Genomic DNA, 26420 nt, shown 5'->3' with positions numbered 1-26420 from the left:
GCCCGAGGGCGGCCCCGAGTGCGGCGGCCCCCTCGGGCGCTTCAAAGATTGTTCGACGGCCTAGCCGACTGACCTGCGGATTTGAGTGACAAACCCATGCCAAAACGTACAGACATAAAAAGCATCCTGATTCTCGGCGCTGGCCCGATCGTGATCGGCCAGGCCTGCGAATTCGACTACTCCGGCGCCCAGGCCTGTAAAGCCCTGCGCGAAGAGGGCTACCGCGTCATCCTGGTGAACTCCAACCCGGCCACCATCATGACCGACCCGGCCATGGCCGACGCCACCTACATCGAGCCGATCAAGTGGCAGACCGTTGCCAAGATCATCGAGAAAGAGCGCCCGGACGCACTGCTGCCGACCATGGGTGGCCAGACCGCGCTGAACTGCGCCCTGGACCTGGAGCGCGAAGGCGTCCTGGAGAAGTTCGGTGTGGAAATGATCGGCGCCAACGCCGACACCATCGACAAGGCCGAAGACCGTTCGCGCTTCGACAAGGCGATGAAATCCATCGGCCTGGACTGCCCACGCTCGGGTATCGCCCACAGCATGGAAGAGGCCAATGCGGTCCTGGAACGCCTGGGCTTCCCATGCATCATCCGTCCATCCTTCACCATGGGCGGCACCGGTGGCGGCATTGCTTACAACCGTGAAGAATTCGAAGAAATCTGCGCCCGTGGCCTGGACCTGTCGCCGACCAAAGAGCTGCTGATCGACGAATCCCTGATCGGCTGGAAAGAATATGAAATGGAAGTTGTCCGCGACAAAAAGGACAACTGCATCATCGTCTGCTCCATCGAGAACTTTGACCCGATGGGCGTGCACACCGGTGACTCGATCACCGTCGCGCCGGCCCAGACCCTGACCGACAAGGAATACCAGATCCTGCGTAACGCCTCCCTGGCGGTATTGCGCGAGATTGGCGTGGAAACCGGCGGCTCCAACGTCCAGTTCGGCATCTGCCCGAACACCGGTCGCATGGTGGTCATCGAGATGAACCCACGGGTGTCCCGTTCGTCGGCCCTGGCCTCCAAGGCCACCGGTTTCCCGATTGCCAAGGTCGCTGCCAAGCTGGCCGTGGGCTACACCCTGGACGAGCTGTCGAACGACATCACCGGTGGCAAGACCCCGGCGTCCTTCGAACCGTCCATCGACTACGTCGTTACCAAGCTGCCACGCTTCGCCTTCGAGAAGTTCGCCAAGGCCGACGCCCGCCTGACCACCCAAATGAAGTCGGTCGGTGAAGTCATGGCCATCGGCCGGACCTTCCAGGAATCCCTGCAGAAAGCGCTTCGCGGCCTGGAAGTGGGCGTTTGCGGCCTCGATCCGAAGCTGGACCTGAATGATCCGGAAAGCATGAGCGTGCTCAAGCGCGAGCTGACCGTGCCGGGCGCCGAACGTATCTGGTACGTGGCCGATGCCTTCCGCGCCGGCATGACCGTCGAGCAGATCTTCGGCATGAACATGATCGACCCTTGGTTCCTGGTGCAGATCGAAGATCTGATCAAGGAAGAAGAGAAGGTCAAGACCCTGGGCATGTCCAGCATCGACCGCGACACGATGTTCCGCCTCAAGCGCAAAGGCTTCTCCGATATGCGCCTGGCCAAGCTGCTGGGTGTGACCGAGAAGAGCCTGCGCGCTCATCGCCACAAGCTGGAAGTGTTCCCGGTCTACAAGCGCGTCGACACCTGCGCGGCCGAGTTCGCCACCGACACTGCTTACCTGTACTCCACGTACGAGGAAGAGTGTGAAGCGGCGCCATCGACCCGTGACAAGATCATGATCCTGGGTGGCGGTCCTAACCGGATCGGCCAGGGCATCGAGTTCGACTACTGCTGCGTACACGCGGCACTGGCCCTGCGCGACGACGGTTACGAGACCATCATGGTCAACTGCAACCCGGAAACCGTGTCCACCGACTACGACACCTCCGACCGCCTGTACTTCGAGCCAGTGACCCTGGAAGACGTGCTGGAAATCGTCCGCGTCGAGAAGCCTAAAGGCGTGATCGTCCAATACGGCGGCCAGACTCCGCTGAAACTGGCGCGCGCCCTTGAAGCCGCTGGCGTGCCGATCATCGGTACTAGCCCGGATGCGATCGACCGCGCTGAAGACCGCGAGCGTTTCCAGCAGATGGTCGAGCGCCTGAACCTGCGTCAACCGCCAAACGCCACCGTGCGCAGCGAAGACGAAGCGATTCGTGCCGCGGCCAAGATCGGCTATCCGCTGGTGGTGCGTCCGTCCTACGTACTGGGCGGCCGTGCGATGGAAATCGTCTATCAAGAGGACGAACTCAAGCGCTACCTGCGCGAAGCGGTCCAGGTGTCCAACGACAGTCCGGTGTTGCTGGACCACTTCCTCAACTGCGCCATCGAAATGGACGTGGACGCGGTCAGCGACGGCAAGGATGTGGTGATCGGCGCGATCATGCAGCACATCGAGCAGGCCGGTGTTCACTCCGGTGACTCCGCCTGTTCGCTGCCGCCTTATTCGCTGCCGGCGCACATCCAGGACGAGATGCGCGAGCAGGTCAAGAAAATGGCCCTGGAGCTGGGTGTTGTCGGCCTGATGAACGTGCAACTGGCCTTGCAGGGCGAGGACATCTACGTCATCGAAGTCAACCCGCGCGCTTCCCGGACCGTGCCATTCGTCTCCAAGTGCATCGGTGTTTCCCTGGCGATGATCGCGGCACGGGTCATGGCTGGCAAAACCCTGAAAGAGCTGAATTTCACCAAGGAAATCATTCCGAACTTCTACAGTGTGAAAGAGGCGGTGTTCCCATTCGCCAAGTTCCCTGGCGTGGACCCCATCCTCGGCCCGGAAATGAAGTCCACCGGTGAAGTAATGGGCGTGGGCGATACCTTCGGTGAAGCCTTCGCCAAGGCCCAGATGGGTGCCAGCGAAGTATTGCCGACTGGCGGTACGGCGTTCATCAGCGTGCGTGATGACGACAAGCCACTGGTTGCAGGCGTAGCCCGTGATCTGATCAACTTGGGCTTCGAAGTGGTCGCCACTGCCGGTACTGCCAGACTGATCGAGGCGGCAGGCCTGAAAGTGCGCCGCGTGAACAAGGTGACCGAGGGGCGTCCGCACGTGGTCGACATGATCAAGAATGACGAAGTCACACTGATCATCAACACCACCGAGGGTCGCCAGTCGATCGCTGACTCTTACTCCATTCGTCGCAATGCGCTGCAGCACAAGATCTACTGCACCACGACCATTGCTGCGGGCGAAGCGATCTGCGAAGCGCTCAAGTTCGGTCCCGAGAAGACCGTGCGTCGCTTGCAGGATCTACATGCAGGATTGAAGGCATGAGCATAACCAAGTACCCGATGACGGTTCAGGGCGCGAAGGCCCTGGAAGAAGAACACGCTTTCCTGACCAAGGTCGAGCGCCCGCGCTTGAGCCAGGCTATTGGTGAAGCGCGCGAGCTGGGCGATCTCAAGGAAAACGCCGAATACCACGCTGCCCGAGAGGAGCAGGGGATGGTCGAGGCGCGTGTCCGTGATATCGAAGGCCGCATGCAGAATGCGGTGATCATCGATGTCACGACGATCCCGCACACCGGCAAGGTGATCTTTGGCACTACCGTGGAAATCGCCAACGTCGAGACCGATGAAAGCGTCACTTACCAGATCGTTGGTGAGGACGAGGCAGACATCAAGCTCGGCAAGATTTCCGTTGGTTCGCCCATCGCCCGCGCCTTGATTGCCAAGGAAGAGGGTGATGTGGTGGCGGTGAAGACACCTGGCGGTGTCATCGAGTATGAGATTGTCGAAGTCCGTCACATCTGAACGAAGGCGCCCGCTTCGAGCAGGCGCCATGATCTGGCAGCTCACCCAGATGTTGTGGGTGGGCGGCGTCTGGTTGTTGCACATCGGTTTGCTGCCGGTGCTGGGTCGAGTCGGCCTGGCACCGCTGCTTATCGATGAAATCGCAGGCATGCTGACGGCGCTGCTGGTGGGTTTTTCCGCGGCGTGCGTGATGTTCCAGGCTCTGGTGCTGGTTCAGGCCGAGGGCCTTGCCAGTCTATGGCGCGACATTCGTGGGCAATTGTTGCTCATGTCGTTGTATGCGTGCGGGATGTTCTTCGCAGTGCGTCTCGGCTGGCCGGATGCGAGCCAATGGCAGGTATTCAGTTACCTGGTGCTGGGTTTTTCCGGGTTGGTGCTGGTGTTGCAGCCGGTTCCCGGATGGGGCGGCAGGGTGCGCGAGGCACACCCTTGACCCTTTGACATCACTTGAAGCGGTGAACGTTCGACAGTTGCTTGTTGACGCTGAAATTCTTGCGATAAATCAGCGCCATCTTGCCGATGACCTGCACCAGGTCGGCCTTGCCGGTCTTGCACAGTTCAGCAACGGCAGCCAGGCGGGCTTCGCGGTCGAGGATGTTGAGCTTGATCTTGATCAGCTCGTGATCGCCCAAGGCGCGTTCCAATTCGGCGAGTACACCTTCAGTCAAACCGTTGTCAGCCACAGTCAAAACCGGTTTCAGATGGTGGCCAATGGATTTGTATTGTTTCTTCTGCTCTTGAGTGAGCGGCATAATCTGACCCCTGCGTCTGATCTTGTAAAAAGCGGCGGCCAGTTTACCCGAGCAAGTCCGGGACCGCCCACTTAATCACGACCCGTTTTATTTTTAGAGGTGGCCCGTGGCCCGTTCCAAGACTAGCCAGAACTGGCTCAGAGAGCATTTCAACGATCCATACGTCAAAATGGCGCAAAAAGACGGCTATCGCTCGCGTGCCAGCTATAAATTGCTGGAGATCCAGGAAAAGGATCGCCTGATCCGTCCAGGCATGACCGTGATCGACCTCGGCGCGGCGCCTGGCGGCTGGTCCCAGGTAACCAGTCGTCTGATTGGCGGCCAGGGGCGCTTGATCGCATCCGACATCCTGGAAATGGACAGCATCCCCGATGTGACCTTTATCCAGGGCGATTTCACCGAAGACGCCGTGTTGGCGAAAATACTGGAAGCCGTCGGAAATACGCAGGTTGACCTTGTGATTTCCGATATGGCCCCCAATATGAGTGGATTGGCGGCTGTCGACATGCCTCGTGCAATGTTCCTCAGCGAGCTGGCCCTGGATCTTGCCGGGCGGGTTTTGCGTCCAGGTGGTGATTTCTTGATCAAGGTCTTCCAGGGTGAAGGCTTCGACGAATACCACAAGGGCATCCGCAAATTGTTCGACAAGGTGCAGATGCGCAAGCCATTGTCGTCCCGTGACCGCTCTCGCGAGCAGTATCTGCTGGCGCGGGGGTTTCGCGGTGTTGAAGGCGCAGCCAGTGATGAGCGTCTTTGACGGGGCCGATAGTTTTTTTTGTCTCGCATTGAAGAAGCCGTGTAACGAAAATTATGCGGTCAAAGTTTCACAAAGGGTTACAGACGGCGCCTGCCAGAGTCGTAGGTAATGTAGTAAGTTAGGCCGGTGAATATCATGCGAAGCGCGCGCCAGTAGCGGAGCTTGCTTCAGAGGGTAGTTAATTGAACGACATGGCAAAGAATCTGATCCTGTGGTTGATCATCGCCGCTGTCCTTGTGACCGTGATGAACAACTTCTCCAGCCCTAACGAGCCGCAGACCCTCAACTATTCCGACTTCATCCAGCAGGTCAAGGATGGCAAGGTCGAGCGCGTAGCCGTTGATGGCTATGTGATTACCGGCAAGCGCACCGATGGCGACAGCTTCAAGACCATTCGTCCGGCAATCCAGGACAATGGCCTGATCGGCGACCTGGTGGACAACCATGTCGTGGTCGAAGGCAAGCAGCCTGAGCAGCAAAGCATCTGGACCCAGCTCCTGGTCGCCAGCTTCCCGATCCTGGTGATCATCGCTGTGTTCATGTTCTTCATGCGCCAGATGCAGGGTGGTGGCGGAGGCAAGGGCGGGCCGATGAGCTTTGGCAAGAGCAAGGCCCGGCTGCTTTCCGAAGACCAGGTGAAAACCACCCTGGCCGACGTTGCGGGCTGCGACGAAGCCAAGGAAGAAGTGGGCGAACTGGTTGAGTTCCTGCGTGATCCGGGCAAGTTCCAGCGCCTGGGCGGTCGTATTCCACGCGGCGTGCTGATGGTTGGCCCGCCAGGTACCGGTAAAACCTTGCTGGCCAAGGCGATTGCCGGTGAGGCCAAGGTTCCGTTCTTCACGATTTCCGGTTCCGACTTCGTCGAAATGTTCGTCGGCGTGGGCGCCAGTCGTGTCCGCGACATGTTCGAACAGGCCAAGAAACACGCTCCATGCATCATCTTCATCGACGAAATCGACGCCGTCGGTCGCCATCGTGGCGCCGGCATGGGTGGCGGTCACGACGAACGTGAACAGACCCTCAACCAGTTGCTGGTCGAGATGGACGGTTTCGAAATGAACGACGGCATCATCGTGATTGCCGCCACCAACCGTCCTGACGTGCTCGACCCTGCGCTGTTGCGTCCGGGGCGTTTCGACCGTCAGGTCGTGGTGGGGCTGCCGGACATTCGCGGTCGCGAGCAGATCCTCAAGGTCCATATGCGCAAGGTGCCAATGGGTGATGATGTCGCTCCGGCAGTCATCGCGCGTGGCACGCCGGGCTTTTCCGGTGCCGACCTGGCGAACCTGGTCAACGAAGCGTCGTTGTTCGCCGCTCGCACTGGCAAGCGCGTCGTGGAAATGAAGGAATTCGAGCTGGCCAAGGACAAGATCATGATGGGCGCGGAGCGCAAGTCCATGGTCATGTCGGAGAAAGAAAAGCAGAACACCGCGTATCACGAGGCGGGTCACGCGATCGTCGGTCGTGTCGTGCCCGAGCACGATCCGGTCTACAAGGTCTCGATCATCCCGCGCGGTCGCGCCCTGGGCGTAACCATGTTCCTGCCGGAAGAGGATCGCTACAGCCTGTCCAAGCGTGCGTTGATCAGCCAGATCTGTTCGTTGTACGGTGGCCGTATCGCTGAGGAAATGACCCTGGGCTTCGACGGTGTGACCACCGGCGCGTCCAACGACATCATGCGCGCCAGCCAGATTGCCCGGAATATGGTCACCAAGTGGGGCCTGTCCGAGAAGTTGGGGCCGCTGATGTATGCCGAAGAAGAGGGGGAGGTGTTCCTCGGACGTGGTGGCAGTGGCCAGCATGCAAGCTTCTCCGGTGAGACAGCCAAGCTGATCGACTCGGAAGTGCGCAGCATCATCGACCAGTGCTATGGCACTGCCCGGCAGATTCTCACGGACAACCGTGACAAGCTCGATGCCATGGCCGATGCCCTGATGAAGTACGAAACCATTGATGCCGAGCAAATCGACGATATCATGGCGGGTCGCGAACCTCGCGAGCCTCGTGACTGGTCGGGCGGTGGTACCGGTACCTCCGGTACACCACCGGCGGTACAGGGTGAGCGTCCGGAAACACCGATTGGCGGTCCGGCCGCTGATGTCTAAGGCTTGAAATGACTTCTGTTCAGTCCTCGACCCGGTTGCCTTGCGGCAACCGGGTTCTTGATTTGGCCCATGCGCACGTCATGGGCATTCTCAATGTCACGCCTGATTCCTTTTCCGATGGTGGTCGATTCAGCCAGCTCGATGCTGCGTTGCGGCATGCCGAGGCCATGGTGGCTGCCGGCGCCACGCTGATCGATGTGGGCGGTGAGTCGACCCGGCCGGGCGCGCGGGCGGTCTCGCCTACCGAAGAGCTGGAGCGGGTGGCGCCGATTGTCGAGCGTATTCATCGCGAACTTGATGTCATTATCTCGGTCGATACGTCCACGCCGGCGGTCATGCGCGAGACTGCGCGACTGGGGGCGGGCCTGATCAATGATGTTCGCTCCCTGCGGCGCGATGGTGCCCTGGACGCTGCGGCGGCCACGGGGTTGCCGGTGTGCCTGATGCATATGCTCGGCGAGCCGGGGACTATGCAGAATGACCCTCGCTATGATGATGTAACCAGGGAGGTGGGTGAATTCCTGGTAGAGCGTCTGGATCAATGTGTCGCCGTGGGTATTCCCGCCGAGCGGATCATTCTTGATCCCGGCTTCGGTTTTGCCAAGACACTGGCTCACAACCTGAGCCTGTTCAAACATATGGAAGCCTTACATGCCCTTGGGCGGCCCCTGTTGGTTGGGGTTTCGCGAAAGAGCATGATAGGCAATGCCTTGGGCCGACCGGTGGGAGAGCGCCTGTATGGCGGTCTCGCCCTTGCGGCCTTGGCCCTTACCAAAGGCGCGCGCATATTGCGTGTGCACGATGTAGCCGAAACGATGGATGTCGTGCGGATGATCACAGCTGTGGATTCAGCCGAATAAGAATGACGGAGCACTTATGAGCAAGAAATACTTTGGCACCGACGGTATTCGTGGTCGGGTCGGCGAGTACCCTATTACCCCTGATTTCATGCTCAAGCTCGGCTGGGCGGCCGGCATGGCGTTCCGCAAGATGGGCGCCTGCAAGGTGCTGGTCGGCAAGGACACGCGAATTTCCGGCTACATGTTCGAATCGGCACTCGAGGCTGGCCTGACGTCGGCGGGCGCCGATGTGATGCTGCTGGGCCCGATGCCGACGCCGGCCATTGCCTACCTGACGCGTACGTTCCAGGCCCAGGCAGGCATCGTGATCAGTGCCTCGCACAATCCTCATGACGACAACGGCATCAAGTTCTTCTCCGGTCAGGGTACCAAGCTGCCGGATGATATCGAGCTGATGATCGAAGAGTTGCTGGACACGCCGATGACTGTGGTTGAGTCGAGCAAGATCGGCAAAGTGTCGCGGATCAACGATGCGTCGGGTCGCTACATCGAGTTCTGCAAAGGCAGCGTGCCCACGGGTACCAGTTTTTCCGGCCTGAAAATCGTTGTCGACTGCGCCCACGGGGCAACCTATAAAGTCGCGCCGAGCGTCTTTCGCGAGCTGGGAGCCGAGGTGGTGGTGCTTTCCGCCCAGCCTAATGGTCTGAACATCAACCACAACTGTGGCTCCACCCATACCGAGGCGTTGCAGGCAGCGGTGCTGGCCGAGCAGGCCGATCTCGGGATCGCCTTCGACGGCGACGGTGATCGGGTCTTGATGGTTGATCACACTGGTACGGTCGTCGATGGTGATGAACTGCTGTTCATTATTGCTCGCGACCTGCATGGGCGCGGCAAGCTGAAGGGCGGCGTAGTCGGCACGCTGATGAGCAACCTCGGGCTGGAGCTGGCCCTGGCGGACCTGGATATCCCGTTCGTGCGGGCCAATGTGGGTGACCGCTACGTGATCTCGGAGTTGTTGGAGCGCAACTGGGTGATCGGGGGCGAGAACTCCGGCCACATCGTATGTTTCGACCATACCACCACGGGTGATGCGATCATTGCGGCCCTGCAAGTGCTAATGGCGCTCAAGGCGCGTAACGAAGGGCTCGCACAATCGCGCCAGGCATTGCGTAAATGCCCGCAAGTGTTGATCAACGTGCGTTTCGGGGGCGGTGTGAATCCTCTCGAGGATGCCAAGGTCAAGCAGGCCAGTGAGCGTGTGACGCAGGCGATGGCGGGTCGTGGGCGTGTATTGTTGCGCAAGTCCGGCACAGAGCCTTTGGTGCGTGTCATGGTCGAAGGCGAGGATGAAGCGCAAGTTCGCGGTTATGCCGAAGAGCTGGCAAAACTGGTTACTGAAGTTTCTGCCTGAATTCGGCTTGCCAGTCATGAATCGGTTGGGTAACATCTGCGCCCACTTTGACCGACGAGGTACAGCATGCGTCGCCCTATGGTAGCTGGTAACTGGAAGATGCACGGTACCCGCGCCAGCGTCGCTGAGCTGATCAATGGCCTTCGTCATCTGGCCTTGCCAAGCGGTGTTGATGTCGCGGTATTCCCGCCTTGCTTGTATATCAATCAAGTGATTGATGGCTTGAAAGGTAAGTCGATTTCGGTCGGCGCGCAGAACTCTGCGGTGGAGCCCATGCAAGGCGCATTGACCGGTGAGATTGCGCCGAGTCAGTTGGTGGATGCAGGTTGTTCCCTGGTCTTGGTCGGGCACTCTGAACGTCGCCTGATCATGCATGAGCAAGACAGCACCCTGATCCGCAAATTTGCTGCGGCTCAGGCCTGTGGTCTGGTTCCAGTGCTGTGTGTAGGGGAAACCCTCGAGCAGCGTGAGGCCGGGAAGACCCTTGAAGTTGTCGGGCGTCAGCTGGGCAGCATCATCGAAGACCTGGGTGTCGGTGCTTTTGCAAAGGCAGTCATCGCTTACGAGCCGGTCTGGGCCATTGGCACCGGGCTGACTGCTTCGCCGCAACAGGCGCAGGATGTGCACGCAGCCATCCGCGCGCAGTTGGCGGCAGAGAATTCTGAAGTGGCACGAGGTGTGCGGCTTCTATACGGCGGCAGCGTGAAGGCGGCCAATGCGGTCGAACTGTTCGGCATGCCGGATATCGATGGGGGGCTCATTGGTGGAGCGTCCCTGAATGCAGATGAGTTCGGTGCGATTTGTCGCGCCGCGGGAAACTGAAAAAATGCTGGAAACAGTCGTAGTCGTTTTTCATCTGCTGGGTGCATTGGGTGTAGTTGCCCTCGTATTGCTGCAGCAGGGTAAAGGTGCGGATGCTGGTGCGTCTTTCGGTGCAGGTGCTTCAAATACTGTGTTCGGAAGCCAAGGTTCCTCTACCTTTCTTAGTAAGTTTACTGCTATACTTGCCGCCGGTTTCTTCATGACCAGCTTAGGGTTAGGTTACTTTGCTAAAGAGAAAGCTCACGAGCTGACTCAAGTAGGTTTGCCAAACCCAGCAGTTCTGGAGGCGCCAAAGCAACAACCGGCTTCTGATGATGTCCCGGTGCTTCAAGAGCAAAAGTCGGCCAACCCGGCGACTGACGTGCCTCCAGCTCAAGAGCAGAAGTAAGAAGGTTTCAAACGCTGTATTGCCGAGGTGGTGGAATTGGTAGACACGCAACCTTGAGGTGGTTGTGCCCATAGGGTGTAGGGGTTCGAGTCCCCTTCTCGGTACCAATTATCAGGAGAGCCCGCGATTGCGGGCTTTCTTGTAGGTGGAAGGGTTACATTGACCCTGTAAGGGATCGGTCGTATACTTCCGCCCCAGCTTTGTCGCGGGATGGAGCAGTCTGGTAGCTCGTCGGGCTCATAACCCGAAGGTCGTCGGTTCAAATCCGGCTCCCGCAACCAGTTTCAGGGGCCCCTTCCAAGGGGCTTTTTGTTAGCTGGACACTTTATAACGCCGCTATTCGACGGCGTTTCAGGGATGGGCGATTCGCCCATTTTTTTTTATTTGCACAGCATGCACAAACATGCACGAGGGGGTTCAGGTGTCGAGCAAGCTAGAACAGTTGCAGGCCTTGTTGGCCCCGGTGGTCGTGGCCCTTGGCTATGAATGCTGGGGTATTGAGTTTTCGGCTCAAGGGCGCCACTCACTGTTGCGCGTTTATATCGATAAGGAAGGCGGTGTGTTGGTGGATGATTGCGCCATCGTCAGCCGTCAGATCAGCGGTGTACTGGATGTTGAAGATCCAATCACCTCCGAATACACCCTTGAAGTTTCCTCGCCTGGCATGGAGCGCCCCCTGTTCACTCTTGAACAGTTCGCTTTGTTTGCCGGTGAACAAGTGAAGATCAAGTTGCGCTCGCCTTTCGAAGGTCGACGCAACTTCCAAGGCCTTCTGCGCGGTGTAGAAGAGCAGGACGTCGTGGTGCAGGTAGATGACCATGAGTTCCTGTTGCCGATCGATATGATCGACAAGGCCAACATTATTCCCAGTTTTGACTGATACGTGCCAGATACTGCGGATCCCGCGGATCCAATGGCTTGCGAAAGGCGAGGCGTACGATGAGCAAAGAAGTACTGCTGGTTGTTGAGTCGGTATCCAATGAAAAGGGCGTACCGGCTAACGTTATTTTTGAAGCGCTGGAGCTGGCCCTGGCCACTGCTACCAAGAAGCGGTTTGAAGACGAAGTTGATTTGCGTGTGGAAATCAATCGCCACACGGGTGCCTACGAGACTTTCCGTCGCTGGACGGTGGTCGAGGAAGCCGACCTGGACGATCCGGCTATCGAAACCTGGCCGAGCAAGGTTGCAGAAACGCATCCGGGCGCCAAGGTCGGTGATGTAGTAGAAGAAAAAATCGAGTCCATCGAGTTCGGTCGCATCGCTGCACAGACTGCCAAGCAGGTTATTGTGCAGAAAGTTCGCGAAGCCGAGCGCGCGCAAGTCGTCGACGCTTATCGCGAGCGCCTGGGGGAAATCATCTCCGGCACCGTGAAAAAAGTCACTCGCGACAACGTGATCGTCGACCTGGGCAACAACGCCGAAGCGTTGCTGGCCCGTGAAGACATCATTTCTCGCGAAACTTTCCGGGTTGGCGTGCGCTTGCGTGCGCTGCTCAAGGAAATCCGCACCGAGAACCGCGGCCCGCAGTTGATCCTGTCGCGTACAGCGCCGGAAATGCTGATCGAGTTGTTCCGCATCGAAGTGCCGGAAATTGCTGAAGGCCTGATCGAAGTCATGGCCGCCTCCCGTGATCCGGGATCGCGTGCCAAGATCGCGGTCCGCTCCAAGGACAAGCGCATCGACCCGCAAGGTGCTTGCATCGGCATGCGTGGTTCGCGTGTCCAGGCCGTATCCGGCGAGTTGGGCGGCGAGCGCGTGGACATCGTCCTGTGGGACGACAACCCGGCTCAGTTCGTGATCAACGCCATGTCGCCTGCTGAAGTGGCGGCAATTATCGTCGACGAAGATGCCCATGCCATGGACATCGCCGTTGGCGCAGACAATCTCGCTCAGGCTATCGGTCGTGGTGGTCAGAACGTGCGTCTGGCCAGCCAGTTGACTGGCTGGACCCTGAACGTGATGACCGAATCGGACATCCAGGCTAAGCAACAAGCGGAAACCGGCGATATCCTGCGCAACTTCATCGAAGAGCTCGAAGTCGATGAAGAACTGGCGCAGGTGCTGGTGGACGAAGGCTTTACCAGCCTGGAAGAGATTGCCTACGTACCGGTGGAGGAAATGCTCAACATCGACGGCTTTGACGAGGAAATCGTCAACGAGCTTCGCGCTCGGGCCAAGGATCGTTTGTTGACCAAAGCCATCGCTACTGAGGAAAAGCTGGCAGACGCCCATCCGGCCGAAGACCTGCTCTCGCTTGAGGGCATGGACAAGGATTTGGCGATGGAACTGGCGGTGCGCGGCGTAATTACCCGCGAAGACCTGGCCGAGCAGTCTATTGACGATCTGCTCGACATCGACGGCATTGACGATGATCGTGCCGGCAAGTTGATCATGGCCGCCCGAGCCCACTGGTTCGAGTAATTAGGCGCGGCCTGAGGAGAGAAGTGCATGACGCAAGTCACGGTGAAACAACTGGCCGATGAGGTCAAAACACCGGTAGAGCGCCTGTTGCAGCAGATGCGTGAGGCAGGTCTGCCGCACACCGCCGCCGAGGAACATGTGACCGACAGTGAGAAGCAGTCCCTGCTGACTCACTTGAAGAGCAGTCACAAGGCAAAAGTGGAAGAACCGCGCAAGATCACTCTGCAGCGTAAAACCACCAGCACCCTGCGTGTTGCCGGTAGCAAAAGCATCAGCGTTGAAGTACGCAAGAAGAAAGTCTTCGTACAGCGCAGCCCGGAAGAAATCGAAGCCGAGCGCAAACGCGAACAGGAAGAACGTCGCGCAGTAGAAAATGCTGCTCGTCAGAAGGCTGAAGAAGAAGCCAAGCGCCGCGCCGAAGAAGAAGCGCGCCGCCAGCCTGCTGCTGCGCAAACCGCTCCGGTAGAAGCTGTCGAGGCTGTTGCCCCGGTAGTCGAACCTGTGCGTGAAGCGGCTCCAGTCGTGGCGCCAGCTCCGGCTCCAGCCGATACTCGCAAGCGTGACGAACAGCGTCGTCCGGACAAGCCACGTGCCGACGACAACCGTCGTGGCAGCGGCGATGGCGAGCGCAAGAACGCGCCCCATCGTGCTTCGGTCAAGGAAAAGGCTCCAGCACCACGTGTTGCGCCACGTACTACCGATGAAGAAAGCGATGGCTTCCGTCGCGGCGGTCGCGGCAAGGCCAAGCTGAAGAAACGCAACGCCCACGGTTTCCAGAGCCCTACCGGTCCTGTCGTGCGTGAAGTGAAGATCGGCGAGACCATCACTGTGGGCGATCTGGCCCAGCAGATGTCGGTCAAGGCTGCTGAAATCATCAAGTTCATGTTCAAGCTGGGTACGCCAGCCACCATCAACCAGGTACTGGACCAGGAAACTGCCCAACTGGTTGCTGAAGAGCTGGGCCACAAAGTGACCCTGGTCAGCGACACCGCCCTGGAAGATTCCCTGGCCGAGTCGCTGAAGTTTGAAGGTGAGGCGGTTTCCCGTGCACCGGTCGTGACCGTCATGGGCCACGTCGACCACGGTAAAACCTCCCTGCTCGACTATATTCGTCGTGCGAAGGTTGCGGCAGGTGAGGCTGGTGGTATTACCCAGCACATCGGCGCCTACCACGTTGAAACCGACCGCGGCATGGTGACGTTCCTCGACACCCCGGGTCACGCCGCGTTTACCGCGATGCGTGCCCGTGGTGCCAAGGCGACCGACATCGTGATCCTGGTGGTTGCAGCGGACGACGGCGTGATGCCGCAAACCATCGAAGCCGTTCAGCATGCCCAGGCAGCTGGCGTGCCTCTGGTGGTCGCGGTGAACAAGATCGACAAGCCGGGCGCCGATCTCGATCGCATCCGCAGCGAACTGTCGGTCCATGGCGTGACTTCCGAGGACTGGGGTGGCGACACTCCATTCGTTCCGGTCTCGGCGAAGATGGGTACCGGCGTTGACGAACTGCTCGAAGCCGTTCTGTTGCAAGCCGAGGTCCTGGAACTGACCGCGACGCCTTCGGCTCCTGGCCGTGGTGTGGTGGTTGAGTCCCGTCTCGACAAGGGCCGTGGCCCGGTTGCGACCGTTCTGGTTCAAGACGGTACCCTGCGCCAAGGCGACATGGTGCTGGTCGGTTCGAACTACGGCCGTGTACGTGCCATGCTCGACGAGAACGGCAAGTCCATCAAGGAAGCCGGTCCGGCCATTCCGGTCGAGATCCTCGGCCTGGACGGCACCCCGGACGCTGGCGACGAGATGAGCGTTGTGGCTGACGAGAAGAAAGCCCGTGAAGTGGCTCTGTTCCGTCAAGGCAAGTTCCGCGAAGTCAAACTGGCTCGTGCTCACGCCGGCAAGCTGGAAAACATCTTCGAGAACATGGGCCAGGAAGAGAAGAAGACGCTCAACATCGTCCTCAAATCCGACGTCCGTGGTTCGCTCGAAGCGTTGAACGGCGCCTTGAATGGCCTGGGTAACGACGAAGTGCAAGTGCGCGTGGTCGGTGGCGGTGTCGGTGGTATCACCGAGTCCGACGCTAACCTGGCACTGGCTTCCAATGCTGTACTGTTCGGCTTCAACGTGCGTGCCGATGCCGGCGCTCGCAAGATCGTCGAGCAGGAAGGCCTGGATATGCGTTACTACAACGTGATCTACGACATCATCGAAGACGTCAAGAAAGCCCTGACCGGTATGCTGGGCAGCGACGTGCGGGAGAACATCCTGGGCGTGGCCGAAGTTCGCGACGTGTTCCGTTCGCCGAAGTTTGGCGCCATCGCCGGTTGCATGGTGATCGAGGGTGTCGTTCACCGTAACCGTCCGATCCGTGTACTGCGTGAAGACATCGTGATCTTCGAAGGCGAGCTGGAATCCCTGCGCCGCTTCAAGGATGACGCTTCCGAAGTACGTGCCGGCATGGAATGCGGTATTGGCGTCAAGAGCTACAACGACGTCAAGGTCGGCGACAAGATCGAAGTCTTCGAGAAGGTCCAGGTTGCTCGCAGCCTCTGACTCGCGCACTTCAAGAGCCGCACCGGGCAGCCGCATGAATATGCGCCGCCTCGCTGCCGGACTCTAAACGCAACGCCCGGTCTGGCTTTTGCCAGGCCGGGCGTTTGCCGCTTTCAGACCTCCCGGGTTTGACCGTGAGGCAGTAACAGGTAACAAGACATGGCAAAAGAATACAGCCGTACCCAACGAATTGGCGATCAGATGCAGCGTGAGCTGGCCCAACTGATCCGTCGCGAAGTCAAAGACCCGCGCGTCGGCCTGGTCACCATTACCGCTGTGGAAGTCAGCCGTGACGTTGGTCACGCGAAGATTTTCATCACCGTGATGGGCCAGGACAGCGCCGAAGAAATCGCCCAGAGCATCAAGGTGCTCAACTCGGCCGCTGGCTTCCTGCGTATGCAGTTGGCCCGGGAGATGAAGCTGCGCAGCGTCCCACAGTTGCACTTCCACTACGACGAAAGCGTCGTGCGCGGTGCGCATCTGTCGGCCCTGATCGAGCGCGCCGTGGCTGAAGACAGTCAGCACCCGGTTGCGGCTGAACCCGAAGACACCAAGGAGTAATCGGTGGCTCAGGTCAAACGCATCCGTCGTAACGTCAGCGGTATCATCCTGCTCGACAAGCCGCTGGGGTTCACCTCCAACGCGGCGTTGCAGAAGGTTCGCTGGCTGCTCAATGCCGAAAAGGCCGGGCATACCGGTAGCCTCGATCCGCTAGCCACCGGCGTGCTGCCGCTGTGCTTTGGCGAGGCGACCAAGTTCTCCCAGTACCTGCTCGATTCCGACAAGGGCTATGAGACCCTGGCGCAACTGGGCAAGACCACAACCACGGCGGATGCCGAGGGTGAGGTTTTGCTCGAGCGCCCGGTGACCGTTGGTCAGGCCGATATCGAGGCTGTATTGCCGGCTTTTCGTGGGCAAATCAGCCAGATACCGCCGATGTACTCGGCCCTCAAGCGTGATGGGCAACCGTTGTATAAACTGGCCCGTGCCGGCGAAGTAGTGGAGCGCGAACCGCGTTCTGTTACTATTGCGCGCTTGGAATTGCTGGCCTTTGACGGTAATACTGCGCGGCTGGCCGTGGATTGCAGCAAGGGCACCTATATCCGCACCCTGGTGGAGGATATTGGTGAACGGCTCGGCTGTGGCGCGTACGTGGCAGAATTGCGACGGACCCAGGCCGGGCCTTTCACGCTGGCCCAGACGGTCACGCTCGAAGAGCTCGAAGCGGTGCATGCCGAAGGTGGTAACGAAGCGGTCGACCGTTTCCTGATGCCTTCGGACAGCGGGTTGCTGGATTGGCCGCTACTGCAATTCTCGGAACACAGCGCGTTCTACTGGCTCAACGGCCAGCCGGTACGTGCCCCGGATGCGCCGAAGTTCGGCATGGTTCGGGTACAGGATCACAATGGTCGCTTCATCGGTATCGGTGAAGTGAGCGAAGACGGGCGCATTGCGCCGCGTCGACTGATTCGGTCGGAATGACCGGAACCAGCCTGCGTAACAGCAGGTTGGCGAGTGTGGCTGTTAACAGGCACGGTCACTACTCATTTATAGATACAGGGATTTGTCCCTGGCCTGTTGGTACGGTTTCCCTGGAAACGGTACCTCACAAGAGGAAAGCCACATGGCACTCAGCGTTGAAGAAAAAGCTCAGATCGTGACCGACTACCAGCAAGCTGTTGGTGATACTGGTTCGCCAGAAGTGCAAGTTGCACTGCTGACCGCCAACATCAACAAACTGCAAGGTCACTTCAAGGCCAACGGTAAAGATCACCACTCCCGTCGTGGTCTGATCCGCATGGTAAACCAGCGTCGTAAGCTGCTGGATTACCTCAAGGGCAAAGACGTTAATCGTTACAGCACCTTGATCGGTCGCCTGGGCCTGCGTCGCTAATCAGCGATTGCGCTATGAGGTTGGTTGTCTGCCAGTTGCCCGCGTTTTGCGCTGGCAGCCGGCAGGCTCCCAGCCTCAAGTTTTATCTGGACAGTCGTTGGGCCGATTCCCCGCACTGCCCAAGAATTTCGCAAGAAGACAAGTTCCCCAAGAGCCACAAAGAAGGTAGGACACCGTGAACCCGGTAATCAAAAAATTCCAATTCGGTCAGTCGACCGTTACCCTCGAGACTGGCCGTATCGCCCGTCAGGCCTCCGGCGCAGTGCTGGTCACCGTTGACGACGACGTCAGCGTATTGGTGACCGTTGTCGGTGCCAAGCAAGCCGATCCAGGCAAGGGCTTCTTCCCTCTGTCTGTTCACTACCAGGAAAAGACTTACGCTGCCGGTAAGATCCCTGGCGGTTTCTTCAAGCGCGAAGGCCGTCCTTCCGAGAAAGAAACCCTGACTTCCCGACTGATCGACCGTCCGATCCGTCCGCTGTTCCCAGAAGGTTTCATGAACGAAGTGCAGGTTGTCTGCACCGTCGTTTCCACCAGCAAGAAAACCGATCCGGACATCGCTGCGATGATCGGTACCTCGGCTGCCCTGGCCATCTCCGGCATTCCTTTCGATGGCCCGATCGGCGCTGCCCGCGTGGCATTCCACGAAAGCACCGGCTACCTGCTGAACCCGACCTACGAGCAACTGAAGGCATCGAGCCTGGACATGGTCGTGGCCGGTACTTCCGAAGCCGTGCTGATGGTTGAATCCGAAGCCAAGGAACTGACCGAAGACCAGATGCTGGGCGCCGTGCTGTTCGCCCACGACGAGTTCCAGGTGGTGATCAACGCCGTCAAGGAACTGGCCGCCGAAGCCGCCAAGCCAACCTGGGCCTGGGCTCCACAAGCCGAAGCCACCGAACTGCTGGGCGCGATCCGTGCCGAGTTCGGCGAAGCGATCTCCCAGGCCTACACCATCACCGTCAAGGCCGACCGTTATGCGCGCCTGGGCGAGCTGAAAGACCAGGTCGTTGCCAAGCTGTCCGGCGAAGAAGGCCAGCCATCGGCCAGCGACGTCAAAGCCGCTTTCGGTGAAATCGAATACCGTACCGTTCGCGAAAACATCGTCAACGGCAAGCCGCGTATCGACGGTCGCGACACCCGCACCGTTCGTCCGCTGAATATCGAAGTCGGCGTCCTGCCGAAGACCCACGGTTCGGCTCTGTTCACCCGTGGCGAAACCCAGGCCCTGGTCGTTGCCACACTGGGTACCGCCCGTGACGCGCAACTGCTCGACACCCTGGAAGGCGAAAAGAAAGACCCGTTCATGCTGCACTACAACTTCCCTCCGTTCTCGGTGGGCGAGTGTGGTCGCATGGGTGGCGCCGGTCGCCGCGAAATCGGCCACGGCCGTCTGGCCCGTCGTTCGGTCCAGGCCATGCTGCCAGCCGCTGACGTGTTCCCGTACACCATTCGCGTGGTATCGGAAATCACCGAGTCCAACGGTTCGAGCTCGATGGCTTCGGTCTGCGGCGCTTCCCTGGCCCTGATGGACGCCGGTGTGCCGATGAAGGCGCCGGTTGCGGGTATCGCCATGGGCCTGGTGAAGGAAGGCGAGAAATTCGCCGTCCTGACCGACATCCTGGGTGACGAAGACCACCTGGGCGACATGGACTTCAAAGTGGCCGGTACCGCCAAGGGCGTCACCGCACTGCAGATGGACATCAAGATCAAGGGCATCACCGAAGAGATCATGGAAATCGCCCTGGGCCAGGCCCTGGAAGCGCGCCTGAACATCCTCGGCCAGATGAACCAGATCATCGGTCAGTCCCGTACCGAGCTGTCGGAAAACGCTCCGACCATGATCGCGATGAAAATCGACACCGACAAAATCCGTGATGTCATCGGTAAAGGCGGCGCGACCATCCGTGCGATCTGCGAAGAAACCAAGGCTTCGATCGACATCGAAGACGACGGTTCGATCAAGATCTTCGGCGAAACCAAGGAAGCGGCAGAAGCAGCACGCCAGCGCGTCCTGGGCATCACCGCAGAAGCCGAGATCGGCAAGATCTACGTCGGCAAGGTTGAGCGCATCGTCGACTTCGGCGCCTTCGTCAACATCCTGCCGGGCAAGGACGGTCTGGTTCACATCTCCATGCTGAGCGATGCTCGCGTCGAGAAAGTGACCGACATCTTGAAAGAAGGCCAGGAAGTGGAAGTGCTGGTGCTGGACGTGGACAACCGCGGCCGTATCAAGCTGTCCATCAAAGACGTGGCAGCAGCCAAGGCATCGGGCGTTTAATCACCCCGTCGCCTGACCGCTGAACAAGCAAACGCCCCGACTGGTTCGGGGCGTTTTGCTGTGTGGTGAAAATCCCTGCCAGGCAGGTTGCCTGGCCACCGGGGACGGTGCTAGTTTTAGCCACCGCCCGTGTAGCTCAGCCGGTAGAGCAGCGCACTCGTAACGCGAAGGTCGCAGGTTCGATTCCTGTCTCGGGCACCACCCCCCCCTCGTTATTTCACCTTCCTGCTCAGTTCCTCGACCGTGCGTTTGAGCTGGTCCATCTGACTGTCCTGATCGCTGAGCTCCCGTTTCAGGGACGAGATCTCGCTGTTGCTCGAACTCGAACTGGAGCCGCTATTGCGCTTGAGTTCTTCCACTTGCTTGCCAAGGTCCTTCAGATCGTCTTGCTGTTCCTTGATCGTGCGCTTGAGCTCGTCAATCTCCTTGTTGCTGGAGGTGGAACTGGACCCACTGTTGCGCTTGAGTTCTTCGATCTGGCGGGCCTGCTCGCTGAGGGTGCGCTTCTGGTTTTCCAGTTCGTCAGCGTTGTTCTTCACGGTTTTTGGCAGGTCTTCCAGGGCGCTGGCGTTGACGTTGGTCTTGACGAGTACGTACTTACCAAATTGGTCATAACGAAGGGCAGGAATGACGTCGGCGTAGGACAGCCCATCGGAGGAGACTTCGACAGCCGCTTGAGCAAGGCCGGCCAAGGTCAGGCTGGCGAGCAGCAAGGTCGCGGTAGCAAGCCGGGTCGACGAACGTTTCGAAAAGCTGTGCATCACTAGGGTTCCTTGTGAAGTGCCGATATAGCACATCGCTATGACTGGTTATTTTGACAGATGTTCCCAAGCCCCCCTGGTTTCTCATGCGCATGGTTTTTTGTGGGATAGATGTAAAGAACCGTGTAAATCCCCGGCAAAACGTCCTATATTCGTTGCCTGCATGTGCATCGCCCAGCAGTTTTCAGATGATCCCCGAATGGTTCTGAAGGCCAGATAAACCGGGCTTCACACGGTTTTTTGCGTCAGAGAGATCCTTGATGATCCAGATCCATCTTCCATTCCCCAGATCAACGAGAACGCCATGACCGTTAAAGCATTGACCCAGGAAGCCAGGCACGAAGAAGCGCTGAAGAAGTACGTGCTGGATGCGCCCCAACTGCTGGAAGAGATCAAGGACTTGCCTGCCGACGATCAAAAAGACCAGATCCAGTGGGCGTTCGAGGATGAGGCCGAAGCCCAGGGCCTGCAGCCTTGGGAGTTGACGCTCAAGTACACCTGTACACCTGAAGAGTTCGAGGCGCAGCGCCTTGCATTGCACAAGGAAGCGGCCGAGGTGCTGGGTGTGGAATGGGATGAGTACTGCGAGATGAATAATCTGGTGGTCTGAAAAAAACGCCAGCCTTTCGAGGCTGGCGTTTTTCGTTGTCAGAGGCTCAAGCGCATCGACAGATCCACCGCCTTCACATCCTTGGTCATCGCCCCGATCGAGATGTAGTCCACCCCGGTCTCGGCAATCGGGCGCAACGTGCTTTCGTTGATCCCGCCGCTGGCTTCCAGCTTCGCCTTGCCGCCGTTCAGGCGTACGGCTTCCCGCATGTCGTCCAGGCTCAGTTCGTCGAGCATGATGATGTCGGCGTTGGCCGCCAGCGCTTCTTTCAATTCCGCCAGGCTTTCCACTTCGATTTCCACCGGCTTGCCAGGCGCGATCTTGTGGGCGGCAGCGATGGCCTGGGCGATCCCGCCGCAGGCGGCAATGTGGTTTTCCTTGATCAGGAATGCATCGTACAGGCCGATGCGGTGGTTATGGCAGCCGCCGCAAGTGACTGCGTACTTCTGGGCCAGGCGCAACCCGGGCAGGGTCTTGCGGGTGTCCAGCAGCTTGACCTGAGTGCCGGCGACGAAATCGGCCAGGTAACGGGCCCGAGTGGCGACCCCCGAGAGCATTTGCAAAAAATTCAGTGCGCTGCGTTCGCCAGTCAACAGCGAGCGGGCCGGGCCTTCGAGGTGGAACAGTGCCTGATCGGGTTTGACCCGGTCACCGTCGTGCACTTGCCAATGCACCGCGACACGTGGGTCCAGTTGCCGGAATACGGCATCGACCCAGGCCGTGCCGCTGATGATCGCCGCGTCGCGGGTGATGATGGTGGCCTTGGCCAGGCGTTCGGCGGGGATCAGTTGCGCGGTGATGTCGCCGCTGCCGATGTCTTCGAGCAACGCACGGCGCACGTTGGCTTCGATTTCGGCGGTCAGATCGGCGAGGCGTAGATTCGGCATAACGGGCTCCACAAACAAAGTGGCCTGATTATAGGGTGTCGAAACCTGCATTTGGTCGCGTCCTCGCAACATTTCCTCTTTTCTCCGGTCACTAATTGCGCCGTATTTCGAGCTGTATCACAGAGTCTACTGGTACGACGGGGTTCTTTTACCCGATAATCCGCCTTTCGATTGACGTCATGACTTTGACGTTGCGAGCCGAAGAAAGCCGTTTCAGGAGGCCAGGATGCACAACGACGGGAATGTAGTGCCTTTACACAAGGTGGCTACCGATCAGGCGAATCGTTCGCCGCTCGCCCGCCTGCCTGTGATTCTGCTGCAGGTTCGCGACAAGGCTGCCCAGCAGCTGCGCCTGGGTTTACAGGGGCTGTTCGATAATGCCGACGACACCTTGTTTGAAATGGCCGACCGGGCGCGCGACGACGTCGAGCAGAACCTGTACTTCGAGGCCATGCGCGACCTGCGCCTGAAGCGCAAAAGTATCGAGCGGGAATTTATCGAGCAGTTTTTCGAGACCTTCGTCAGCCTTGCCCAGTACGACCTGACCCACGTCACCTTGACGCCCAGCCTGGCGCCGGACAGCCAGACCCAGCGCTCCCAGGACGAGCTGGAGCGGCAGCTGGCGGTCGAGGCGATGGTCACTCGGGTGCTCAGGCGCGATGGCGTGGCGCTGGAACAACTGACGGCCCGGCTCGGTGTGCTGCTGGCCCGACCGTTGTCCAGCCAGCACAATCCCCTGAGCCCGGCACTGCTGTGCGAGAAGTTCCTGCAGGCTGGGCGTAACCTGGGGGTGGGTATCAAGGTCAAGCTGATCCTGCTCAAGCTGTTCGAACGTTATGTGCTCAGCGAGTGCGACCAACTCTATACCGAGGCCAACCAGTTGCTGGCCGCCACTGGCATCTTGCCGGAGCTCAAGGTTACGCCGGCGCGGCGGGCCTCGGACCGGCCCGAGGATCAGCCAAGGCCCAACGCCGAGATCGCTGCCACGCCCAGCGATACGGAGGTCGATGACAGCGTCCAGGAAGTGTTCGCCGCCTTGCAGAAACTGCTGATGCAGGTGCGTGGCAGCGTGGCACCGACCCTGGAGCCCAGCGTGCCGCCCCAGCCGATTTCCACGCGTGACCTGCTGCGGCTACTCTCTCATTTGCAGCAATACGTACCGGCGCCTACCGTTCACGACGAGTTCGATTTGCGTAGCCAGCTCGAGCAGCTGTTGACCCGGGTCAGCGTCAGGAGTGGCAAGTCCCGGGTGGTCGAAGGCGCCGATGAAGACGTGATCAACCTGATCTCGATGATGTTCGAGTTCATCCTTGACGATCACAACCTGCCAGACTCCTTCAAGGCCCTGATCGGCCGCCTGCAAATCCCGATGCTCAAGGTCGCGGTGCAGGACAAGAGCTTCTTCAGCCGCGGCAATCATCCGGCCCGGCGACTGCTTAATGAAATCGCGGCCGCCGCCATGGGCTGGGGCGATTGCGACGATCATCAGCGCGACAGTCTGTACCTGCGCATCGAGCAGGTGGTGCAGCGCTTGCTGAATGATTTCGTCGACGATCCCGCCATTTTCTCCGAGCTGTTGGCCGACTTCCTGGCTTTCACCAGTGACGAGCGGCGTCGTAGCGAATTGCTTGAACAGCGTATCCGCGACGCTGAAGAGGGCCGGGCCAAGGCCGAACTGGCGCGCCAGCGAGTCGAAGGGGCGCTGAACCAGGTGATGATGGGCAAGGTCTTGCCACAAGCCGTGGTGGAGTTCGTGCAACACGCCTGGAGCCAAGTGTTGCTGCTGACCTGCTTCAAGCATGGCAAGTATTCCGCCGAGTGGCAGGCCGACGTCTTGACCCTGGAACAATTGATCTGGAGCGTTCAGCCCCACGACGAACCCGACGCCGGCCTGCATTTGCTGGCGATGGTGCCGGAACTGCTCAAGGCCCTGCGTGAAGGACTGAGCCGCTCGGCGTTCGACCCGTTCGCCACCAGCGAATTTTTCAGTGAGCTGGAAGTCCTGCATGTGCAGGCGCTCGAACGCATGGGCCAGGCAACGGAACAGCCCCAGTCGTTCAGTTCACCGGTCATGGTCGAAATATCGGAAAAAATCGTCCTGCGCACCCCGCAAAAATCGGCAGGAGAAAGTGTGACGGTGCATTTGCCCGCCGATGACGTCGGCCTGCTGCAGGTCGACCAGTTGCACCTGGGGAGCTGGGTCGAGTTCCAGGAGGACGATGACAACGCGCTGCGTTGCAAGCTGGCGGCGATCATCGAGGCCACGGGCAAATACGTCTTCGTCAATCGCACCGGCCTCAAGGTGCTGGAGCACAGCCGCACCAGCCTGGCCCTGGAGTTTCGCCGGGGAGCGGCGCGGCTGTTGGACGACACCCTGTTGTTCGACCGGGCGCTGGAGTCGGTGCTGGGCAATCTGCGCCAGCTCAATCGCGGCAAGTGATCGCGCAGCCCGGTCCGATCACGGCATACTGGCGGCATTCACCGTCGTCATCGAAGGAACCTGTATGCAGTTGGACTCCGCGAGCGGTTGGTGCGAGGGGGTGCGTCATTGCCCATCGCCCAACTTCAATGCGCGCCCCGAAGGCGAAATCTCCCTGCTGGTGATCCACAACATCAGCCTGCCACCGGCACAGTTCGCCACGGGCAAAGTGCAGGAATTCTTCCAGAATCGTCTGGATGTCACGGAACATCCCTACTTTGCCGGTATCGCCGACCTGCGCGTCTCTGCGCATTTTCTGATCGAGCGCGACGGCACCGTGACCCAGTTTGTCTCTTGTCTGGATCGTGCGTGGCATGCGGGCGTCTCGTGTTTCGAGGGACGTGAGACCTGTAACGATTTTTCCCTGGGCATCGAGCTTGAGGGCACGGATGATCTGCCGTTCACCGACGCGCAATATGCCGCATTGGTGGACCTGACCCGGCAGTTGCAAGCGGCGTTCAAGGCGATCACTGTGCAGCGTATCTGCGGGCACAGCGACATCGCGCCGGGACGCAAGACCGATCCGGGGCCGGCATTCGACTGGGTGCGCTATCGCGCGGCCCTGACAGAAGGGGAAGGACAATGAGTTTTCTGGTGTTGCTGCTGGCCGTCTGGATCGAGAAGTTCTCGGCCTTGCGCCAGCGGGTCCAGCGCGACGGCGGTTGGCTGCGCGAGCTGAACAAGCTCGAGGCGAGCCCACGTTGGGTCGACCGGCCCTGGCTGGTGCTGGTGGTGATGGTCCTGCTGCCCGTGGCGCTGCTGGCGTTGCTGCTGTGGGTACTGGAGCCGGTGGCCTATGGCCTGTTGGCGCTGCCGGTGCATTTGCTGGTGGTGATTTACAGTTTGGGGCGCGGTGATCTGCTGGCGGACCTGGGACCGTTTCGCGACGCGTGGCGCCGGGAAGATCTGCAAGCGGCGGTTCATGTGGCCAAGCGCGACCTGGACATTGAAGCCGATGATGGCGAGCGGTTGTTGGAGCGGGTCCAGGGACATTTGCTGTGGCAGGCCTACCAGAGCTTTTTCGCGATGATTTTCTGGTACTTCCTGCTGGGGCCGGTCGCGGCCCTGAGTTATCGACTGCTGGCCCTGGCTGCCGAGCACAGCCAGAACCCCGGCGTGGCCGAGCGGGCCGCGCAGATGCGCCATGCCTTCGACTGGGTGCCAGTGCGGCTGCTGGCGGCGAGCTTCGCCCTGGTGGGCAATTTCGTCGCGGTCAGCCGGATCATGCTGCATGAGCTGCTGAACTGGAACATCAGTGCCGCCGACCTCATCGACAAGGTTGGCTTGGTGGCCGGCGAGATTCCGGCGCCTGTCGCCGGGCCGGATGGCATCAACAGCCTGGACCGCCTCTGGGAATTGCTGCTGCGTGCGGCGGTGCTCTGGTATGCCGGGTTTGCGTTATGGACGGTGTTGGCCTGAGAACACCAACACACTTCCTTGTGGCGAGGGATTCTGTGGGAGCAAGGCTTGCCCGCGATACGAGCGATGCGGTCTTTCAGAAATCACGGCGCCTGCATCGCGGGCAAGCCTTGCTCCCACAGATAAATCCCCTCGCCACAGGGAACGGGCGATGTACCTCGTTAACCTTAAGTTACAAATCTCCCCGCCGATTTAGGCTATACAGAGACAGCGCCCGAATAGTGGCTTTCTGCTGTCTCCGTGCGCGAGCTCATAACAATAAGAACACTACCGGGAGACTTCCTTG

23 protein-coding genes and 3 tRNA genes are annotated in these 26420 nt (G+C 59.6%); 23 read left to right on the top strand and 3 right to left on the bottom strand.

The genetic code is table 11. From position 1 onward, the window contains the following. Positions 1–96 precede the first annotated feature (96 nt). The 3 genes from carB to AC30D9_RS13105 are packed head-to-tail and all read left to right on the top strand — an operon-like array spanning position 97 to position 4230. Positions 97–3318, top strand: coding sequence for a carbamoyl-phosphate synthase large subunit (gene carB / locus AC30D9_RS13115; protein WP_109753481.1), 3222 nt, complete (start codon positions 97–99; stop codon positions 3316–3318). A 2-nt stretch (positions 3319–3320) separates the two neighbouring features. Continuing rightward, the gene (gene greA, locus AC30D9_RS13110) at positions 3321–3797 is read left to right on the top strand and encodes a transcription elongation factor GreA (protein ID WP_030139783.1); all 477 of its coding nucleotides are present in this window, start codon (positions 3321–3323) and stop codon (positions 3795–3797) included. 28 nt (positions 3798–3825) lie between these two features. Then, on the top strand, positions 3826–4230 hold the full coding sequence (locus AC30D9_RS13105; protein ID WP_134922799.1) for an MFS transporter: 405 nt from the start codon (positions 3826–3828) through the stop codon (positions 4228–4230). 10 nt (positions 4231–4240) lie between these two features. On the opposite strand, the gene AC30D9_RS13100 is transcribed toward AC30D9_RS13105, so the two are convergent. Further along, positions 4241–4549: a YhbY family RNA-binding protein gene (locus tag AC30D9_RS13100; protein WP_003177852.1), complete on the bottom strand. Its 309-nt coding sequence runs from the start codon at positions 4547–4549 to the stop codon at positions 4241–4243. Positions 4550–4655: 106 nt separating this feature from the next. Here AC30D9_RS13100 and rlmE point away from each other — a divergent pair, with 106 nt between their 5' ends. From rlmE to AC30D9_RS13020, 16 genes are all read left to right on the top strand, one after another. Then, entirely contained in the window at positions 4656–5306 is a 651-nt protein-coding gene (rlmE, locus tag AC30D9_RS13095) for a 23S rRNA (uridine(2552)-2'-O)-methyltransferase RlmE (protein WP_060739222.1), read from the top strand. A gap of 191 nt (positions 5307–5497) precedes the next feature. Beyond that, positions 5498–7411 (top strand): ATP-dependent zinc metalloprotease FtsH, encoded by a 1914-nt coding sequence (gene ftsH, locus AC30D9_RS13090; protein WP_092202121.1) that lies wholly within the window; start codon positions 5498–5500, stop codon positions 7409–7411. An 8-nt stretch (positions 7412–7419) separates the two neighbouring features. Next, on the top strand, positions 7420–8271 hold the full coding sequence (gene folP / locus AC30D9_RS13085; protein WP_490144153.1) for a dihydropteroate synthase: 852 nt from the start codon (positions 7420–7422) through the stop codon (positions 8269–8271). A 16-nt stretch (positions 8272–8287) separates the two neighbouring features. Further along, entirely contained in the window at positions 8288–9625 is a 1338-nt protein-coding gene (glmM, locus tag AC30D9_RS13080) for a phosphoglucosamine mutase (RefSeq protein WP_134922801.1), read from the top strand. A 66-nt stretch (positions 9626–9691) separates the two neighbouring features. Next, the gene (gene tpiA / locus AC30D9_RS13075) at positions 9692–10447 is read left to right on the top strand and encodes a triose-phosphate isomerase (RefSeq protein ID WP_134922802.1); all 756 of its coding nucleotides are present in this window, start codon (positions 9692–9694) and stop codon (positions 10445–10447) included. Between the two features lie 4 nt (positions 10448–10451). Further along, positions 10452–10835 (top strand): preprotein translocase subunit SecG, encoded by a 384-nt coding sequence (gene secG, locus AC30D9_RS13070; protein WP_003197714.1) that lies wholly within the window; start codon positions 10452–10454, stop codon positions 10833–10835. A 21-nt stretch (positions 10836–10856) separates the two neighbouring features. Continuing rightward, positions 10857–10942 (top strand) — tRNA-Leu (locus tag AC30D9_RS13065). Between the two features lie 97 nt (positions 10943–11039). Beyond that, positions 11040–11116, top strand: a tRNA-Met gene (locus AC30D9_RS13060). A gap of 140 nt (positions 11117–11256) precedes the next feature. Beyond that, a complete protein-coding gene (rimP, locus tag AC30D9_RS13055) occupies positions 11257–11715 on the top strand; it encodes a ribosome maturation factor RimP (protein ID WP_053118762.1) in 459 nt (152 codons plus the stop codon). Positions 11716–11774: 59 nt separating this feature from the next. After that, a complete protein-coding gene (gene nusA, locus AC30D9_RS13050) occupies positions 11775–13256 on the top strand; it encodes a transcription termination factor NusA (protein ID WP_003177868.1) in 1482 nt (493 codons plus the stop codon). A 27-nt stretch (positions 13257–13283) separates the two neighbouring features. Next, a complete protein-coding gene (gene infB, locus AC30D9_RS13045; RefSeq protein ID WP_134922803.1) occupies positions 13284–15803 on the top strand; it encodes a translation initiation factor IF-2 in 2520 nt (839 codons plus the stop codon). A gap of 159 nt (positions 15804–15962) precedes the next feature. Further along, a complete protein-coding gene (gene rbfA / locus AC30D9_RS13040; RefSeq protein WP_003177871.1) occupies positions 15963–16364 on the top strand; it encodes a 30S ribosome-binding factor RbfA in 402 nt (133 codons plus the stop codon). 3 nt (positions 16365–16367) lie between these two features. Continuing rightward, positions 16368–17285 (top strand): tRNA pseudouridine(55) synthase TruB, encoded by a 918-nt coding sequence (gene truB / locus AC30D9_RS13035; protein ID WP_109753489.1) that lies wholly within the window; start codon positions 16368–16370, stop codon positions 17283–17285. Between the two features lie 142 nt (positions 17286–17427). Then, positions 17428–17697: a 30S ribosomal protein S15 gene (gene rpsO / locus AC30D9_RS13030; RefSeq protein WP_039592311.1), complete on the top strand. Its 270-nt coding sequence runs from the start codon at positions 17428–17430 to the stop codon at positions 17695–17697. Between the two features lie 175 nt (positions 17698–17872). Continuing rightward, positions 17873–19978 carry a polyribonucleotide nucleotidyltransferase gene (gene pnp, locus AC30D9_RS13025; RefSeq protein ID WP_058543783.1) on the top strand — a complete coding sequence of 702 codons (2106 nt, stop codon included), beginning with the start codon at positions 17873–17875 and terminating at the stop codon, positions 19976–19978. 125 nt (positions 19979–20103) lie between these two features. Continuing rightward, positions 20104–20179 (top strand) — tRNA-Thr (locus tag AC30D9_RS13020). A gap of 11 nt (positions 20180–20190) precedes the next feature. Here AC30D9_RS13020 and AC30D9_RS13015 read toward each other — a convergent pair. Next, positions 20191–20739 (bottom strand): WXG100 family type VII secretion target, encoded by a 549-nt coding sequence (locus AC30D9_RS13015; RefSeq protein ID WP_490144152.1) that lies wholly within the window; start codon positions 20737–20739, stop codon positions 20191–20193. A gap of 304 nt (positions 20740–21043) precedes the next feature. Between AC30D9_RS13015 and AC30D9_RS13010 the strand changes: the two genes are divergently transcribed. Then, positions 21044–21349 (top strand): DUF6388 family protein, encoded by a 306-nt coding sequence (locus tag AC30D9_RS13010; RefSeq protein WP_109753495.1) that lies wholly within the window; start codon positions 21044–21046, stop codon positions 21347–21349. 38 nt (positions 21350–21387) lie between these two features. Here the strand turns inward: AC30D9_RS13010 and nadC are convergent, their stop codons facing one another. Next, positions 21388–22236, bottom strand: coding sequence for a carboxylating nicotinate-nucleotide diphosphorylase (nadC, locus tag AC30D9_RS13005; RefSeq protein WP_134922805.1), 849 nt, complete (start codon positions 22234–22236; stop codon positions 21388–21390). A gap of 226 nt (positions 22237–22462) precedes the next feature. Here nadC and AC30D9_RS13000 point away from each other — a divergent pair, with 226 nt between their 5' ends. The 3 genes from AC30D9_RS13000 (at position 22463) to ampE (ending at position 26134) form a co-directional block, all read left to right on the top strand. After that, positions 22463–24676 (top strand): DUF1631 domain-containing protein, encoded by a 2214-nt coding sequence (locus AC30D9_RS13000; RefSeq protein ID WP_490144151.1) that lies wholly within the window; start codon positions 22463–22465, stop codon positions 24674–24676. Positions 24677–24740: 64 nt separating this feature from the next. Then, positions 24741–25301, top strand: coding sequence for a 1,6-anhydro-N-acetylmuramyl-L-alanine amidase AmpD (gene ampD, locus AC30D9_RS12995; protein ID WP_307575665.1), 561 nt, complete (start codon positions 24741–24743; stop codon positions 25299–25301). Next, positions 25298–26134 (top strand): regulatory signaling modulator protein AmpE, encoded by an 837-nt coding sequence (gene ampE / locus AC30D9_RS12990; RefSeq protein WP_490144150.1) that lies wholly within the window; start codon positions 25298–25300, stop codon positions 26132–26134. The genes ampD and ampE overlap by 4 nt, the downstream gene beginning before the upstream one ends. Positions 26135–26420: the final 286 nt, after the last annotated feature.

This window comes from Pseudomonas sp. DF11 (assembly GCF_058148565.1).
The sequence above is the reverse complement of the archived record's forward strand: the minus strand, read 5'-3'. Positions and strand labels throughout refer to the sequence as shown.

Bases quoted from the DNA above. Each gene is read 5' to 3' on its own strand.
- tpiA (WP_134922802.1), top strand. From the start codon at position 9,692: ATGCGTCGCCCTATGGTAGCTGGTAACTGGAAGATGCACGGTACCCGC.
- nadC (WP_134922805.1), bottom strand. From the start codon at position 22,236: ATGCCGAATCTACGCCTCGCCGATCTGACCGCCGAAATCGAAGCCAAC.
- AC30D9_RS13010 (WP_109753495.1), top strand. From the start codon at position 21,044: ATGACCGTTAAAGCATTGACCCAGGAAGCCAGGCACGAAGAAGCGCTG.
- rbfA (WP_003177871.1), top strand. From the start codon at position 15,963: ATGGCAAAAGAATACAGCCGTACCCAACGAATTGGCGATCAGATGCAG.
- glmM (WP_134922801.1), top strand. From the start codon at position 8,288: ATGAGCAAGAAATACTTTGGCACCGACGGTATTCGTGGTCGGGTCGGC.
- ftsH (WP_092202121.1), top strand. From the start codon at position 5,498: ATGGCAAAGAATCTGATCCTGTGGTTGATCATCGCCGCTGTCCTTGTG.
- rpsO (WP_039592311.1), top strand. From the start codon at position 17,428: ATGGCACTCAGCGTTGAAGAAAAAGCTCAGATCGTGACCGACTACCAG.
- folP (WP_490144153.1), top strand. From the start codon at position 7,420: ATGACTTCTGTTCAGTCCTCGACCCGGTTGCCTTGCGGCAACCGGGTT.
- AC30D9_RS13000 (WP_490144151.1), top strand. From the start codon at position 22,463: ATGCACAACGACGGGAATGTAGTGCCTTTACACAAGGTGGCTACCGAT.
- AC30D9_RS13105 (WP_134922799.1), top strand. From the start codon at position 3,826: ATGATCTGGCAGCTCACCCAGATGTTGTGGGTGGGCGGCGTCTGGTTG.
- ampE (WP_490144150.1), top strand. From the start codon at position 25,298: ATGAGTTTTCTGGTGTTGCTGCTGGCCGTCTGGATCGAGAAGTTCTCG.
- nusA (WP_003177868.1), top strand. From the start codon at position 11,775: ATGAGCAAAGAAGTACTGCTGGTTGTTGAGTCGGTATCCAATGAAAAG.
- secG (WP_003197714.1), top strand. From the start codon at position 10,452: ATGCTGGAAACAGTCGTAGTCGTTTTTCATCTGCTGGGTGCATTGGGT.
- AC30D9_RS13015 (WP_490144152.1), bottom strand. From the start codon at position 20,739: ATGCACAGCTTTTCGAAACGTTCGTCGACCCGGCTTGCTACCGCGACC.
- ampD (WP_307575665.1), top strand. From the start codon at position 24,741: ATGCAGTTGGACTCCGCGAGCGGTTGGTGCGAGGGGGTGCGTCATTGC.
- carB (WP_109753481.1), top strand. From the start codon at position 97: ATGCCAAAACGTACAGACATAAAAAGCATCCTGATTCTCGGCGCTGGC.
- infB (WP_134922803.1), top strand. From the start codon at position 13,284: ATGACGCAAGTCACGGTGAAACAACTGGCCGATGAGGTCAAAACACCG.
- AC30D9_RS13100 (WP_003177852.1), bottom strand. From the start codon at position 4,549: ATGCCGCTCACTCAAGAGCAGAAGAAACAATACAAATCCATTGGCCAC.